Origin of the sequence: Mucilaginibacter glaciei (genome assembly GCF_014773245.1) — a bacterium.
Classification (GTDB): Bacteria; Bacteroidota; Bacteroidia; order Sphingobacteriales; family Sphingobacteriaceae; genus Mucilaginibacter; species Mucilaginibacter glaciei.
The window spans coordinates 241,191-255,583 of record NZ_JACWMX010000003.1 but is presented as its reverse complement, the minus strand read 5'-3'; the positions used below and the strand labels follow the sequence as shown (position 1 = coordinate 255,583).

Below are 14,393 nucleotides of genomic sequence, written 5' to 3'. Positions count from 1 at the left end.
ACGTCATATTAAAAACCGCAGAAAAATATCTGCCTATAACTTTATCGGTTTGCTTGAACGTACCAACGTAAACATAATGCCCCATGCCGCAATGTATGCCAGCGAACAGATGATAAACATAATGTAATAGGCCTTGGGCAATTGATTTAACTTTTCGTAGTAAACAAACATGCGTTTTTGCACTAATAGTGTTAACAGCACAGCACCTACCCCGCCTGCCATGCCGCCAATACCGGTTACAGATGCCACCGCCTTTTTAGGAAATACGTCAGATACGGTGGTAAATATATTAGCGCTCCAAGCCTGGTGCGCAGCAGCAGCCAAACCTATCAGCAATATGGCAAACCACATATTCATACTGCCCAGATACTGGGTAAGTACAATAGGTATAATAAGTAAGGCATAAATGAGCATAGACGTTTTTCGCGCATTAAACACCGGCCAGTTGCGTTTCATTAATTCGAGCGGCAGCCAACCGCCGCCTATACTCCCAAAACTCGACATTACATATACCAGTGCCACCGGAACAGCTACCTGCGTAGGCCCCAAACCATATTGCTTGTTCAAAAAATCAGGCAGCCAGAAAAGGTAGAACCACCAAATAGGGTCGGTCATGAATTTACCGATAACAAAGGCCCAGGTTTGCTTGTAAACCAATAGTTGTCGCCAGGTAATACGGGGCTCATCAGCAGATACCGCCACCGCCGCCAGGTCATCTACATCACTGTGAATATAATCGAATTCCGCTTTAGATAACCGTTTATGCTGGGCAGGAGGCTGATAGATCATGAACCAAAGTACCAGCCATACAAAGCCCAATGCGCCGGTTATGATAAAGGCTACCTGCCAACCGTAAGTTTCGGCAATGAACGGAACGGATAACGGGGCGATAATTGCCCCTATGTTAGAGCCTGAGTTGAAGATCCCGGTAGCGAAAGCCCGTTCTTTGCGTGGAAACCACTCGGCAGTAGTTTTTATTGCTGCAGGAAAGTTGCCTGCTTCGGTTACTCCTAAAAAAGTGCGCGCAAATATAAAACCCAATGTACTGGTAACTGCTGCATGCAATACCGCGGCAACACTCCATAAACCAGCAAAAATACCGTAGCCTATCTTTGTGCCCAACTTATCTATCACCCGGCCAACACCCAGCATACCCAAAGCATAAGCTACTTTAAAGGCTATCTCGATATCGGCATAGTCGCCAGATGTCCATTTAAATTCGGTAGTGAGGTAGGGCTTTAACAGGGCTATTACCTGCCGGTCCATATAGTTGATGGTTGTAGCAAAAAACATCAACCCGCAAATGGTCCAGCGGTAGTTGCCTGTAGATTTTTGTTCCATAGTTTAGATAAATTGGTTTCAATCAGTCGCCCAAAATAACACCTCAATACAAAGCTTGCGCTACTGCGTTGGTTGTATTTAAATGAATTTTAGTAGCTCAGGTTAATTGATTATGCGATATTACCAGTTTACGCCGACTATCTGCTAATCGCCCTGCAAAAATCTACGAAAACGTTATAGCACAAAAAAGCCGACACTAAACAATGCCGCTATGATATTAAAACTTGTGTAATAAAAGAGGGGCCGCTTACTGAAGGCGGCCCCATAATTAACTATTACGAACTATTAAGAATCTCGTTAAAGAATGTAGAATATTTTTGCCTGGTTATATGACGCACCCGCCGGCACTTCGTCATCCTGCTTGAAGTTCTCTTTCAGCATTTGCTTAATGTCCCGCTCAATGGTGCGCGATATGGTAGTGGTTGGTGTATCGGTAGGTTTATTCTCGAACGGATCTTGCAGGTGAATAGCCATTGCCTCTATCAGGAAAAAAGATGATGCTATCGCAATAACCAAAGGCACCTCCACCACGCCGAAAAACTCAATCAAACCAAATGGCAGCAACAAGATGAACAACAATACTGAGAAGTGTATGTACGTGCTATATGTAGCCGGGAATACTGTGTTCTTGATCCGCTCGCAACCGCCCATTTCGTTGCTGAAACGAGAAAGTGTTTCATCCATTTGTACTTGCTGAAATTCATTGATCCAACCGAGCTTATAGGCACTGCGCAAATCGGCACCCTGCAGTTCAAGTAATGCCATCGGTACGTTATTATACTTTTTAATGTGCTCTATATCTTCGGTACTGATCAGCTTTTCCAAGCCCTGTAAAGAGTCTTGCCCTCGTAAATGATGACTTAAACTATGGCACCAGGCAATTTGCCGTTTGGCCATACGCTCGCAAAAGGCTTTTTGCTCGGCCTCGCCGTACGGGCTGTCTACAAAAGTTAATAATTGGCGGGTAAGGGTACGTGTATCGTTTACAACACCGCCCCATAAGGTGCGCGCCTCCCACCACCTGTCATACGCTTGGTTTGATTTGAAAGCCAGTAGCAGCGATATAATGGTACCCAAAATAGTGGGCACCGCAATAGGGATAGAGATACGGGTTACATGAAAATTGTTATATATAATGGCAATGAATACCGAGTAAACCGTTACCATCAACACTTCTTTTTTTATCTTCCCAAAGATGTAACGTACGGGAATATTTTCTTTTAATAACATAGGATAAGATTTAGCGATGATTTAAATTTCTGCCAATTGCTGCTGGCGGTACGCAGGCGCAAACTCGGTTTTCTTAACCCTTGCATAAGTTTTGTTTGTAGTGCTGATAATCGGCAACCCCGTTTTACTTACCAACACCGATGGATCGATACTTGATTTATGGATAGGGTTAGCGGCACTGTTTTGGTCATAAGCAACTGCATCCACTTCGTTGGCTTCTAAAAAGTTCCTGAACATGCTTAAGGTGCTACCATAAAAAAACTCTATCCTTACGCTCTTTATTTGCGGGTACTGGGCTTGCATGCGGGTAAGGCGCTCGTAAAATGCATCGTTTACCTTTTCATATTCGCGGCTGCGATTGCTTAACATAAGCAGATCGGTAACAGAGTCTGATAATTTAAAAAGGTGTATAAAAATCAAGTTCAGGTCTTCGCCCTTTAGTTGGCTGCAAACAGCGTCCACGCTGTTTAATGATATGGCCTGGTAATCTGTTGGGATTAATATGGTTTTCATAGGTTATGATGTTAGATGTTAATGCTGTATTGATTACTTATACAAATCAACATCACACTCATTAAAACCTGATGAGAGGGTTATTAGAAGTTCATTAGAATAATTGCTGTACAAACGTACAATCAAAGGGGATTATGCCTATATTTTTTATCCGAATCAGGAAATCCTTTTTAATCTTAATCATTTATTAGAAACTGTTAAGAAGGCTTCTGCGCGAAATGGAGTTACAAGCGTTATTAAGCCACCGGCAATGTTACTTGCATACGAGTGCCTACCTGCACTTCGCTGCTTATAGATATGGTACCCTTGTGCAGGCGGATGATGTTTTGGGTAAGCGGCAGGCCTATTCCATACCCTTTAAATTGCCCTGTGTTGGAGGCACGAAAAAATGGTTCAAAAATCTTTTGCTGCTCGTCAACAGGGATACCAATGCCCATATCGACCACATTGATGGTAATGTTAAATGCATCGGCTGATAGCTTTATCGTGACCGGCCGGTTATCTGAATATTTACATGCATTCAGCACAATGTTGCTCAATGCCAATTGTAATAGGTTACTGTTGCCGTACGTGTATAAAAGAGCGGCATTATCCGGCAGGGCGGCAAAATCAATGTCTATCACGCTGTCGCGGTCTATCCGCTTAGCAGATTCGGCCACTTCAATCACCAGTTCATCCACCCGGATCTTTTGCCAATCCTGTTTTTTACCGTCAAAACCGGTTTGCGCCAAGCCAAGCAAACTGGCTAAAATGTGGCCCAGCTTTTCGGCTTCCTGAAGTATCGTTTTCGCCGATACCCGGGCTTCGTCAGTTATGCGGTCATCTTTTAGCAGTAATTGTGTTTCACCGCTGATAATGGTAAGCGGAGTACGCAACTCGTGCGACGCGTTACTGACAAAGTTGTTCTGTGTTTCAAAAGCTGTCTCTAACCGGGTAAGCATATTATTAAAAGTGAGTACAAGTTCGCCTATCTCATCCTTGCTTTTCAGCTCGTCCAGCCGCATGTGCAGGTTGTTGGCACTAATGTTTTTCACCCGTTTAATAATCCCCCTCACCGGCTGTACGGTATAGTAGGAGAAAATGGTTCCCGCCACGTAGGTGAGAATGATGGAGACCACAAAAATAATCAAAAGCACTTTTTTCAACTCTTCCAATTCCTTAAAACCGTAAGGATCGGTAGCAGCAACTATCACGATGTATTTTTGCCCCTTTATCTTAAACAGGCTTCCTGCATAAAAATGGTTCTGCTCGGTATACCGGGCTTTGCGCTGGGTAAGTATCTTATCATAAAATTGATCGGGCAGGTCAATTGCCTTCTTGTAAACCGGCTTTCTGTTGGTATCAAGCTTCATGATATACTCTGTTTCGTTTGCCAGCTTCTCCAGGTAGCGGGTACGTACCTGCTCATAGGCCAAAGATTCCTTATTGGGGTTTATCCTGATCTCGGCAGCCAGATTAACGCGTGCCTCCAGCCGTTTAAAAAAATCTTCAAAATTAAATTCAGATACAAAGTAAAAGATCGAAGCGTTGAGCAGTACCAATCCAATGGTTGATATAACTACAAACAGCAGCGTTATTTTAGTTTGTAATTTCATCCCCTTTGTCTTCTTTAAAAATATAACCCATACCAAATACCGTGTGGATCAATTTGGTATCATAACCGTTATCAACCTTTTTACGCAGGTAGTTCACATATACATCTACCACGTTGGTACCCATGTTAAAATCAATATCCCAAACATTTTCCAATATCTGTATGCGGGATAGCACCATGTTCTGGTTCTTTACAAAATACTCCAGCAGGTTATATTCCGTAGCAGTTAAGCTAATGCCATTACCGTTTCTTTTAACCAGTTTTGACACGGTATCAACTTCTAGGCCGGCAATACTTACTACACTCTTGGGTGTACTTGCTGCTTTGCTACGGCGCACCAGCGTACGGATGCGGGCCTCCAGCTCGGCAAATTGAAAGGGTTTGGCCAGGTAATCGTCGGCGCCGCTGTTGAGGCCGGTAACAATGTTTTCGGTGCTTGACAGCGCTGTTAGCATCAAAATAGGTACTACATCGTTTTGTTTGCGTACTTCCTTACAAACTTGTACGCCATTCATCCCCGGCAGCATAATATCCAGCAGGATGATATCAAATTGGTGGTTCAGTGCCATATCCAGGCCCATAAGGCCATCGGCGGCGACGCTCACCTCCATACCGGCAACTGTAAGGCCACGTGTGATCACTGATACCAGGCCCGGCTCATCCTCAATAAGCAATACTTTCATATCAAGCTAATAATAATAAAACTAACATTAATTATTGTGCCCAAAAAATCACAAACAACACAGCTTAATACTCATTACACTATTTTGTTAGATATATCTCTGATCATCAAATCGAGTTCCTTGGCGCTGGACACCATCATCCCGACTATACTTTTTTCCTGGCTGTTCATGTCCGCTCCCTCCAGCAGATCTGCTAATCCAATAATATTTGCCAATGGTTTACGAACAACGTGCGATTGGATAAAACCAATTTCATTTAACTGGTCGTTTTTACCAACTATCTCTAAAGTTGCATCTTCCAACTTTATCTGCGTATCTATATACTCAGTAATGTTATAACCGATACAAAAAATTCCCGCCGGCTGTTCGGAAATATCGCAATAAGCGCTCATTTCCCACTGTGTTACAACAAACCCTCCTTTACCGTCATGCTTACGCAAAGTTGCCGGAAAAAGCTCCCCCGGTTGTGCTAAGCACTTCATGCCGACTTCTGCACAAATGCGAATATCATCGGGATGCAGGGTTACCGAAAAGTTCTTACCTAATAGCGAACCATTTGACTGATCAAAATTGCGGTTGTAATTATTACTAACAAACACATACTTGCTATCCAGGTTGATTGCAATGGTGTAGAAAACCGATGAATTGGCTAAAAAACCAGTTATTTGCCGAAAACGCTTCATAAAGTAAAAATAGAACTTCTAATTAATTAAGTATATGAGAGTTGAATATGATTTTATGACTAACTAACGGAAAGGAAGAGGGTTTCGATTTAGTGCCTGTTATAATTACGTTTAAGGGTATACTCATGATTTGATAGCGTATTAACAAATAGAGGTAAAAAAGTTTAATGCTCGGATACAAATTAAAAATCTTGAGAAAGTTTAGTCGCAGTTTTGTCCCCTCAATAAATTGTTCATCTTCAATGTTTTTTGTAATATTGGTGTAGTCCTGAATCCGTAAATCCCCTATTACAATTCAACTGTATGACCACTGCTTTTAAGTCCTTTGCTGTAATACTCCAGTTAGCTTTTTGGTTTGTATTATTTTCAGTTATCCTGTTTATTTCCATTTACAGTGCCGATGTACCCGCCGCGCTTAACCGCATAGTACTGCTGTTTATTTGCCACCTGATAGATTTTTATATTTGTTACAGTGTAATCACGCCGCTTTTTATCGAAAAACGCAAATTCGAACTGGCGGGCGCGGCCCTACTGCTTTTGTTTTGCCTGATCACCCCCGTTCGCATCTGGATAGAACATGAATTTGCTTCGACCCGCTTTTTCGGGCTGGGCACCAACCCGCACCATGTTACCCTGGGGCTGGCCATATTGGTTGAGGCCGCCGTTGCGGCGTTTGCCATTGTAGCCCGTTTAGCCGCCACCAATTACGGGCGAATATTGAAAAAAGATGAAGAAGACCGTATCAAACTGCAAAACCAGCTAAGTTTTTTAAAGGCGCAAATGTCGCCTCATTTTTTACTGAATACCGTTAATAATATTTACACGCTCTCGCTGAGCCGGTCTGAACAGGGGCCCGACTACCTGTTCAAGCTATCCTCCATACTGCGTTACCTGCTTCATGAATGCAACGAGTGCGTTACCCTGAAGCAAGAAGAGACCGCACTGAACACCTATGTGGAATTATTTAAGCTGCAACAAAAAGGGAAGCTTAATTTAAAAATTGAATTTGATGTGCAGGACGAAAACCGCCGGGTAGAACCCATGATATTGATACCCCTTTTGGAGAATGCCTTCAAACATTCGGGGTTGGGCCTCCATGAAAATGCTTATGTTGAAAGGTTACCCAAATGGCTAACCAATTAATCATTTACAGCAGCAACAGTATATTTAAAAAGCAAAATGGCGAACCGGGGGGCGTAGACCTGAACACTATCCGTAAACGTTTAACAGACACTTATCATGAGCAGCACGATTTTCATGCAGATGCCACGGCCGACAAATTCACTATCCAGATAACGCTGATACTTACTTAACAACGGCGCGTTTAGTTTTCTTCATTGAATCTTTACGTAACAGATTTATAACTACATAAGCACCTATCATAGCTGGGAAAAACAGCAGAAATGAGCGTTGCAGCAATGTAAACACAGGTAGCAGTGCATACGGCACTATTTTGCCGAACAATACCGAAATCCCTACCTCGGCGAAGCCGCTGCCGCCGGGGCTCGGCGCAAAGTAGATCATAAACTGAATAAGCACCTGGATAGATATTACCTGCACTAAACTGGCGTTTACACCCAGCCCTAATAAAATCACATATTGCAGGCAATATTTGTTAAGGTAAAGCATTGTGGTGATCAATAAACTTGTTGGAAACAGCGACGGGTTTTGTTTTAAGATCACGCTGCAGGTTTGCTGATATTTATGGATACCGGCATAAGACGTATCGGCCCATTTGGTGAGTTTGGCTTTACGATCAGGGAAAAGTTTTGACAGGCCACCCGCAATTTTACGGATGATGATACCCACCCAAACCGGTTTCCAGAACGCCAGCAAAAAAGCCAGCAAAAACATCAGGAAAAAAGTGAAGCCATAGCGCAGCATAGCAGGAATGATACCGCTGATAGCTGTTGTATCCATCATCATAATAGCTACAAAGCCGGCCAATGGCATAAATATTAAGGTAGCACCAAGATTAATTAAATTAATGGCGAATGAATCTATAAAGGTTACTCCTGCGCTGGTGTAAACATAAATTTGTGCAGGCCCTGCGCCACCATGTGCAGGCGTAACCGCCCCCATAAACATATTAGCTACATTGGCCCTGAAACTTACCCAGGCAGATACCTCGGGGTTTAACTTGCGAATGTAGATATGGTTACGCCAGCCACCCATCGTTAAATCGGCGGCAAGCATTACAAAGCAAACGACAATGTATTTATAGGAAATGTGGGATAAGGCGTTGAGCGTACTGCCGGTATTAGTGTAAAAGAAAATGCCGGCTATGGTTATCACCGTGATAAGTGCAAACCAAAAAACACCTTTTATAATGATGTTTTTGTTAAACACTTTTTGTACTTCCTGTTTTTGTTCCGCTACGGCCGTTTGTTCGGGAGACGCTATCATTTACACTATTGGTAGAAACTTAATTACTACCGGCAGTGCACGTTTTATCTGGTAACTTCTGCAGCGAAGAATTTTTTCATCCCTGCCAGGTTATCAGAGTTGATCAGATCAACCCCGCAAGCCCTTAATGTTGCCCAAACTGCCGGTTTTTGAGGGATGGCCCAAAGCCTCACCTTTTCGCCTGCAATGTGCGCATTGTTAACAAAATTACAAAGTTTTTCTTTTTGAATAGTTGTAATTGGTTTCTTACCATTCCAATTCAGGATCTTGGAATACTTAGCGCTGGCCATTAAACATAGATCGCTGATAAAATTACCCGATTGCGACTTCTTAAGATCATCATCTATAAAAGCGTAACGTACACCTTCTCTGGCCATGAGCTCATAAGGTTTATGGCCAGATATGATCACAGTAACGGCCCGCTCTGTAATTACACCATTATCATAACTGGTTAAAATAGTTTTGTACTTATCCAGTTCTTCGGCAAGTTTTAAATAGGTTTTATTAGCGTCGGTTTTAATATCAATCATCAGGATTACAGGTTTGGTGTAACCCTCGTAAATACTCTCCTGAACAGCAAACCTGTTGAATAAAGGTTGGAGATATAAATTATCTAATGTTTTACCCTTACGAAAATACGGCAGGAAGTGAGCTACCGTAAGGTTACCCTTATGCAGAAAGATATCAGCCTCGATATTGCCGATACCATAATTAAGGGCATCATACAAGGGGCGCTTATGCTTGTAATCGTTATGGGCGAACGCACTGGTTAAAACATCCTGAGCATTTGCATTAACTAAGCCTAACATTAAAAATGTTAGCGTTAAAATATACCACTTTGCAGACTTTACCATTCTTGGGGTGAGTTTAAATAGTTTGATCGATCAGGTAACCAAATCTAACTTAAAAAAATTACACCCAGATTAAAATAACATTAAATTGTCATATTTTAATTGTATTCTAATCTTTACAAAGCTGTAGTTCGTAAATACTTAATTCAAAGCCTCACCTTCTGACGATTTTGGGGTAATTCCTTTCCACTTAAGAATGGTGTTGAATAGGTCTGCTGTACGTGCGGCGTGGTCTGCCCAACCCTTTTGGTTATAGATGAGGGGAACATGAATATGATGCTTATGCAAGGACCCATGAGAGCCGACATGCTCAGGATATTCCCAAAACTTGCGCAGGTCATGACCCACGGCTGCACTAATTACAATATCACCTGCACGGCGGCTTTGAAACAATTGGTAGATCTGGAAAACAGCGTCAGGGTAATCGGTATCAAATGTAGATTCTAAAATAGCCCTGTGGCCGGTGGCGGTTATTTTTCCACCATATTTTAAAACATCGGCAGTGAGCGGCTCATATGTGAACACATCGTCTAAAACAGAGATCTTCGCTTTTCCGTTTTTATTATGAACTATGAAAGTTTGCTCTTCATTGCCACGATAGATAGCAAAATCTACAGCATCTTCCATTATCAGCAGTTCCAGCTTATCGTTTCCCATAGCATTCAGAATGCCCTGCTCACGTAAAACTTCATCACCATTATGGTTGAGTAAATGAATACTCCCAAAGGAGTTACCCGATATCATGACCGCCGATTTTGGGTTACTTTTCCATATCACGGGGTAGTAAACAGATTTTAATCCGTTATTGGTCATCCAGTCGCCCAGATCCAGGTGTTTGGTAGTTGGGGTTAAGCCATGGTCTGATGTCATTACAAAAAGGGTATCATCCCACCAGCCTTTTTCTTCCAGTTTGGCACGCACTTCGCCCAAGCTGTTATCTACAATTTTATAAGCTTCTATTGTACGCTCATCGCGAATGTGGTGGTAATGCGAATCCCAATCCACACTCGGGAACACCGCGAACAAGAAATCGAAATCCTTATCTGTATTAAGCAGTTCCATTATCCGGCGGTGGCCCTCTATATCTACCGGATGATGGCGCAGTTTAAAGTGCGCGCGGGTATACATCCATCCCTTGCCCTTTTTACCCAGATCATATTCATCGGGCACGTTACGGGTGATCATGTTATACAGATTATATGACTCGCCCATCAACTCAAATAGCGTTGGCTTATCAGCAGGCATATCGCTGTTGAACCAAGCGGCTTCAGGCCCGCAATAGCTGCGCATGGCATTCTTATTAAACCGGGTGCGCTTAAACTCCTTTTTGTCAAACCAGCGGATGCCGGTAATATCCATCGTGCCAGGGAAGTGCCCTGTTAAAAATGGCAGGTAAGCCGGCCCCGTGGTTGACGGGAAACAGGTAGTAGCCTTGCGGTACGTCCCTTCATCTATAATTCGCTTTATATTAGGTAATAAACCCTGTTCTATTAGTTCAGGTAATACCTCGGTGTGAGCGCCGTCTATTAAATAAAACAGCACTCGCTTTTTGCTTTGCATTCGTAATAAAAAATAGGTAAAAAAATACGCAAGCCATTAACGCACGCGTTTTAGCAGGGGGTTTACAAATGTAAATTAAATAAATAAATAGTTTTCCAGGCCTATCCAGCTGTCGGGTCATATTGTAAAATTCTTGATGGGATAAGCGAGATTTTTATTAGCATTGCAATTGTTTAGAACCATTATTATTGAAACGCGCCGTAGCCATAGTTTTACTCATTATTCACTTTTTTAATTTGGGTGGATATATGCTGCTGCACCTCTACGCGCTGGACAGATCTGACAGGTTCATGAACGAATTGATCAGCAAAGACCTGTATAACCCTAACGCGCTTATCGAGATCAAGGTGAAGCAAAACCTGCCTGGCATTAATGAGTGGAGCGACTATAAAAACGTGAATGGCCAGATTCAATTTAAGGAGGCGTGCTACAATTACGTGAAGCTTAAATTCACTAAGGATACGCTGTATGTAATGTGCGTACTTAACTATGAGAAAACTAAGCTGATCAAAAGCAACATCATTTACGCCAAAGAGATTAACGATATCCCGCAGGATAATAAGGATAATAGCGCGCAGGTTAAAAAAGGTGGAGCAGATAATAACTATCGCAATACGGTTATCGAATACCGGTTCCTTTCGTTTATTAATCTGCCGCCGTTAGTTGTCAAACCCCTGGCCACTGGTATCACCGAACAATACATCCCTGTTGACGGCCAGCCCCCGGAATATTTAAGTTAATACCTATTTATTGCGAACAATTATCTGCACGGCCTATGGCTTTGCAATCGCTATTGTATTTAACTTATTTTTCTAAATTATTAAATTTCACATGAGACATTTATATATCGTGCTGATAGCTGCTATTACGATAACAGCCACGCAACAGATACAAGCCCAAACCATTAGAAAAGATACCGTAAAACTGGATAGTGTCATTATTAAAGAATCGCGCAGCAAACACCTGCCCGATGTAATTGGCACCAATATTTTTGCAGGCAAAAAAACCAACATCATTTATACCGACCCCGGCAAAGCAAACCTGGCTGGCAATACAGCACGTACCCTTTTTTCGCAAGTGCCGGGCATCAACGTTTGGGAAATGGACGGTGCAGGTTTACAGATCAACATCGGTACCCGCGGTACCGACATGCACCGCTCCATAGAAACCAATATGCGCCAAAACGGATATGCAACCAATTCAGATGCTTTTGGCTACCCGGAGAACCATTACAACATACCTTTCCAGGCGATAGAGCAGGTGCAGATACTGCGCGGCTCGTCGGCTTTACAATTCGGCCCACAGTTTGGCGGCATGTACAACTTCAAAATTAAAGAAGGCGACAGCACAAAGGCATTTGGATTTGAAACCGAGCAATCGGCAGGGTCTAACCGATTTTTTAACTCTTACAATGCCATTGGCGGTAAGGTAGGCAAGGTTAGCTATTATGCCTACTTCAGCGCGCGCAGCGGTGATGGCTGGCGGCCCGATGCTGCGTTCAATTCCCACGCCTATTATGCCAACATTAAATATCAATTCAACACTAAAGGGAGTATCGCGTTCCAGTTTTCGCGAAGTGACTATGTGCAGCAAATTGCAGGTGGGCTAACAGATGCGCAATACGCGGTTAGCAGCAGGCAATCTAACCGGTTCAGGAACTTCTTTAACCCGGTGATCAACATCCCGGCTATTGTCTTCAACTATGATTTCAGCAACGATACCAAACTGGAGATCAACACCAACATGATCATCGGGCAGCGTAACAGTGTACAATTCATCGCACCATCAAATATAAACGATACACTGAATACAGCGCTTAAAACCTTTAACCCGCGCCAGGTCGACCGTGATTACTACCACAGTATTGCTACCGAAGCACGCTTGTTACACAGTTATAAACTGGGCGAACTGAAAAGTACCCTGAGCGCAGGAGTTAGGTTTTCTAATGGTGTAACCAAACGTAAGCAAAAAGGGTTGGGCACAACCGCAACCGATTTTGACCTGACGCTCACTAAGGATTATGGGATAGATCTGCGGGCGCAAACCATTAACTATGCGGCCTTTGTAGAGAACATTTTCCGGATAACGCCTAAATTCTCTGTTACGCCGGGTGCCCGGTATGAGGTGATCAAAACGGATCTGACAGGGGTGATAGTTAACCGTACAGTACCGGTAAATTATCAGGCTACCCGTAAATTCCCGCTATTTGGCACCGGGTTACAATACCAGGTGAATAACAGCAGCCAATTATATGGTAATATTTCGCAGGCTTACCGACCGTACCTTTACGCCGCCGTTACCCCCGCCGACCAGTTAACCATTGTTGATCCTAACATTAAAGATACCCGCGGTTGTGACATTGACCTGGGCTACCGGGGGCATATCAACACCTTTTTAACTTTTGATGTAAATGCCTTTTACGTTTATTACGGTAACAGGCCCGGCACACTTACCATTAAAGATGGCGCAAATGCAAATCACTTGTATTTAACAAATATAGGTAACGCAGTTGCAAAAGGTATTGAGGCTTATACGGAACTATCGCTTATCCGTGCGTTTAATCCAACATCGGGCAGCGACCTGCGTTTGTTTAATACTTTGGCTTATACACATGGGCGGTATACCAGCGGTGCTATTAATAATGCAGGCGTAAACGCCAGCCTGGTTGGCCACAAAATTGAAGGCACACCCGATTGGACTAACCGCACCGGGCTTACGTACTTAAACAATCATGTTACAACAAGTTTGCTGGTAAGTTTTGTAAGCAAAAATTTTAGCGATGCTAATAACACCGTAGCTAATGTAACCGGTGCCACAGGGGTAGTACCTGACTATCATGTAGTTGATTTTGCTTGTAACTATCGTTTCCTGAAAGTTTACCATGTTAATTTTAATTTGAACAATGTGCTTAATGCCAAATACTTTACCCGCCGCATAAACATGTACCCGGGGCCGGGCATTTTACCTGCCGATGGCATCGCGTTTAATATTGGTTTGGGAATGAAGATTTAAGTTTTACCGGCATCCAAATTGGATGATTATAAAAGACGAAGCGCAACCTATTTAGAGTTGGACTTCGTCTTTTATCAAATTTCTTTGAAAACAGGCCTGTTACAGATGCTTCTTTACCACCTCGAACAGGTCGGCAAGATCAAATGGCTTCTTCAGGTAGCCGTCAGATTGTCCCGCTTCTGCTATCTCGGCAATGTTACTCACGGCTGACACAATAACTACCGGGATATGACTGGTTTTTGGGTCTGATTTAAGTTGTTTGCTTAATTGCTGGCCGCTGGCGTCGCTTTTCCAATCGGTAAGCCAGTTATCCAATAATATAAGGTCGGGATTATGTTGATCAAGTGACTTTAAGATTCGGGCATTGTCTGACGATATTACATCATACCCCTCCTGCTCAAGGGCATAAGTAACTGTGTCCCTTATGTCTTTATCATCTTCAATAACTAAAATTCTTTTATTAGCCATAACGCAATCCGCCGAAGTATTTATTTTATCTAAACTTACTATTAAGTAATAA

At 42.8% G+C, this 14,393-nt stretch carries 14 protein-coding genes; 4 read left to right on the top strand and 10 right to left on the bottom strand.

The window, feature by feature from the left end; translation table 11 throughout:
* Positions 1 to 33: 33 nt before the first annotated feature.
* From IDJ76_RS08705 to IDJ76_RS08680, 6 genes are all read right to left on the bottom strand, one after another.
* Positions 34 to 1,341, bottom strand: coding sequence for an MFS transporter (locus IDJ76_RS08705; protein ID WP_191162832.1), 1,308 nt, complete (start codon positions 1,339 to 1,341; stop codon positions 34 to 36).
* A gap of 297 nt (positions 1,342 to 1,638) precedes the next feature.
* Positions 1,639 to 2,571, bottom strand: a complete 933-nt coding sequence (locus tag IDJ76_RS08700) for a bestrophin family protein (protein WP_191162830.1) — start codon at positions 2,569 to 2,571, stop codon at positions 1,639 to 1,641.
* 21 nt (positions 2,572 to 2,592) lie between these two features.
* Positions 2,593 to 3,084: a hypothetical protein gene (locus tag IDJ76_RS08695; protein ID WP_191162828.1), complete on the bottom strand. Its 492-nt coding sequence runs from the start codon at positions 3,082 to 3,084 to the stop codon at positions 2,593 to 2,595.
* Between the two features lie 236 nt (positions 3,085 to 3,320).
* Entirely contained in the window at positions 3,321 to 4,679 is a 1,359-nt protein-coding gene (locus IDJ76_RS08690) for a HAMP domain-containing sensor histidine kinase (protein ID WP_191162826.1), read from the bottom strand.
* A complete protein-coding gene (locus IDJ76_RS08685; RefSeq protein ID WP_191162824.1) occupies positions 4,663 to 5,361 on the bottom strand; it encodes a response regulator transcription factor in 699 nt (232 codons plus the stop codon). The genes IDJ76_RS08690 and IDJ76_RS08685 overlap by 17 nt, the downstream gene beginning before the upstream one ends.
* A 74-nt stretch (positions 5,362 to 5,435) precedes the next feature.
* Positions 5,436 to 6,044, bottom strand: a complete 609-nt coding sequence (locus tag IDJ76_RS08680; protein ID WP_191162822.1) for a PAS domain-containing protein — start codon at positions 6,042 to 6,044, stop codon at positions 5,436 to 5,438.
* A gap of 303 nt (positions 6,045 to 6,347) precedes the next feature.
* Here IDJ76_RS08680 and IDJ76_RS08675 point away from each other — a divergent pair, with 303 nt between their 5' ends.
* Both IDJ76_RS08675 and IDJ76_RS08670 read left to right on the top strand, forming a co-directional pair.
* Positions 6,348 to 7,187, top strand: a complete 840-nt coding sequence (locus tag IDJ76_RS08675) for a sensor histidine kinase (RefSeq protein WP_191162820.1) — start codon at positions 6,348 to 6,350, stop codon at positions 7,185 to 7,187.
* Positions 7,172 to 7,357 carry a hypothetical protein gene (locus IDJ76_RS08670; RefSeq protein WP_191162818.1) on the top strand — a complete coding sequence of 62 codons (186 nt, stop codon included), beginning with the start codon at positions 7,172 to 7,174 and terminating at the stop codon, positions 7,355 to 7,357. The genes IDJ76_RS08675 and IDJ76_RS08670 overlap by 16 nt, the downstream gene beginning before the upstream one ends.
* On the opposite strand, the gene IDJ76_RS08665 is transcribed toward IDJ76_RS08670, so the two are convergent.
* The 3 genes from IDJ76_RS08665 to IDJ76_RS08655 all read right to left on the bottom strand — a co-directional run bounded on the left by IDJ76_RS08665 (position 7,350) and on the right by IDJ76_RS08655 (position 10,861).
* On the bottom strand, positions 7,350 to 8,450 hold the full coding sequence (locus tag IDJ76_RS08665; RefSeq protein ID WP_191162816.1) for a flippase-like domain-containing protein: 1,101 nt from the start codon (positions 8,448 to 8,450) through the stop codon (positions 7,350 to 7,352). The genes IDJ76_RS08670 and IDJ76_RS08665 overlap by 8 nt on opposite strands.
* A gap of 44 nt (positions 8,451 to 8,494) precedes the next feature.
* Entirely contained in the window at positions 8,495 to 9,259 is a 765-nt protein-coding gene (locus tag IDJ76_RS08660) for a phosphatidylinositol-specific phospholipase C/glycerophosphodiester phosphodiesterase family protein (RefSeq protein WP_191162813.1), read from the bottom strand.
* A 183-nt stretch (positions 9,260 to 9,442) separates the two neighbouring features.
* The gene (locus tag IDJ76_RS08655) at positions 9,443 to 10,861 is read right to left on the bottom strand and encodes an alkaline phosphatase family protein (protein ID WP_191162811.1); all 1,419 of its coding nucleotides are present in this window, start codon (positions 10,859 to 10,861) and stop codon (positions 9,443 to 9,445) included.
* A gap of 188 nt (positions 10,862 to 11,049) precedes the next feature.
* Between IDJ76_RS08655 and IDJ76_RS08650 the strand changes: the two genes are divergently transcribed.
* Together IDJ76_RS08650 and IDJ76_RS08645 are read left to right on the top strand one after the other, a co-directional pair.
* A complete protein-coding gene (locus IDJ76_RS08650; RefSeq protein WP_191162809.1) occupies positions 11,050 to 11,601 on the top strand; it encodes a hypothetical protein in 552 nt (183 codons plus the stop codon).
* A gap of 91 nt (positions 11,602 to 11,692) precedes the next feature.
* On the top strand, positions 11,693 to 13,873 hold the full coding sequence (locus IDJ76_RS08645) for a TonB-dependent receptor family protein (RefSeq protein WP_191162807.1): 2,181 nt from the start codon (positions 11,693 to 11,695) through the stop codon (positions 13,871 to 13,873).
* Between the two features lie 99 nt (positions 13,874 to 13,972).
* Here IDJ76_RS08645 and IDJ76_RS08640 read toward each other — a convergent pair whose 3' ends face one another.
* Positions 13,973 to 14,341, bottom strand: coding sequence for a response regulator (locus IDJ76_RS08640; protein ID WP_191162805.1), 369 nt, complete (start codon positions 14,339 to 14,341; stop codon positions 13,973 to 13,975).
* Between the last annotated feature and the right edge of the window lie 52 nt (positions 14,342 to 14,393).

Bases quoted from the DNA above. Each gene is read 5' to 3' on its own strand.
- IDJ76_RS08705 (WP_191162832.1), bottom strand. From the start codon at position 1,341: ATGGAACAAAAATCTACAGGCAACTACCGCTGGACCATTTGCGGGTTG.
- IDJ76_RS08680 (WP_191162822.1), bottom strand. From the start codon at position 6,044: ATGAAGCGTTTTCGGCAAATAACTGGTTTTTTAGCCAATTCATCGGTT.
- IDJ76_RS08640 (WP_191162805.1), bottom strand. From the start codon at position 14,341: ATGGCTAATAAAAGAATTTTAGTTATTGAAGATGATAAAGACATAAGG.
- IDJ76_RS08645 (WP_191162807.1), top strand. From the start codon at position 11,693: ATGAGACATTTATATATCGTGCTGATAGCTGCTATTACGATAACAGCC.
- IDJ76_RS08665 (WP_191162816.1), bottom strand. From the start codon at position 8,450: ATGATAGCGTCTCCCGAACAAACGGCCGTAGCGGAACAAAAACAGGAA.
- IDJ76_RS08670 (WP_191162818.1), top strand. From the start codon at position 7,172: ATGGCTAACCAATTAATCATTTACAGCAGCAACAGTATATTTAAAAAG.
- IDJ76_RS08690 (WP_191162826.1), bottom strand. From the start codon at position 4,679: ATGAAATTACAAACTAAAATAACGCTGCTGTTTGTAGTTATATCAACC.
- IDJ76_RS08655 (WP_191162811.1), bottom strand. From the start codon at position 10,861: ATGCAAAGCAAAAAGCGAGTGCTGTTTTATTTAATAGACGGCGCTCAC.
- IDJ76_RS08695 (WP_191162828.1), bottom strand. From the start codon at position 3,084: ATGAAAACCATATTAATCCCAACAGATTACCAGGCCATATCATTAAAC.
- IDJ76_RS08675 (WP_191162820.1), top strand. From the start codon at position 6,348: ATGACCACTGCTTTTAAGTCCTTTGCTGTAATACTCCAGTTAGCTTTT.
- IDJ76_RS08700 (WP_191162830.1), bottom strand. From the start codon at position 2,571: ATGTTATTAAAAGAAAATATTCCCGTACGTTACATCTTTGGGAAGATA.
- IDJ76_RS08685 (WP_191162824.1), bottom strand. From the start codon at position 5,361: ATGAAAGTATTGCTTATTGAGGATGAGCCGGGCCTGGTATCAGTGATC.
- IDJ76_RS08660 (WP_191162813.1), bottom strand. From the start codon at position 9,259: ATGTTAGGCTTAGTTAATGCAAATGCTCAGGATGTTTTAACCAGTGCG.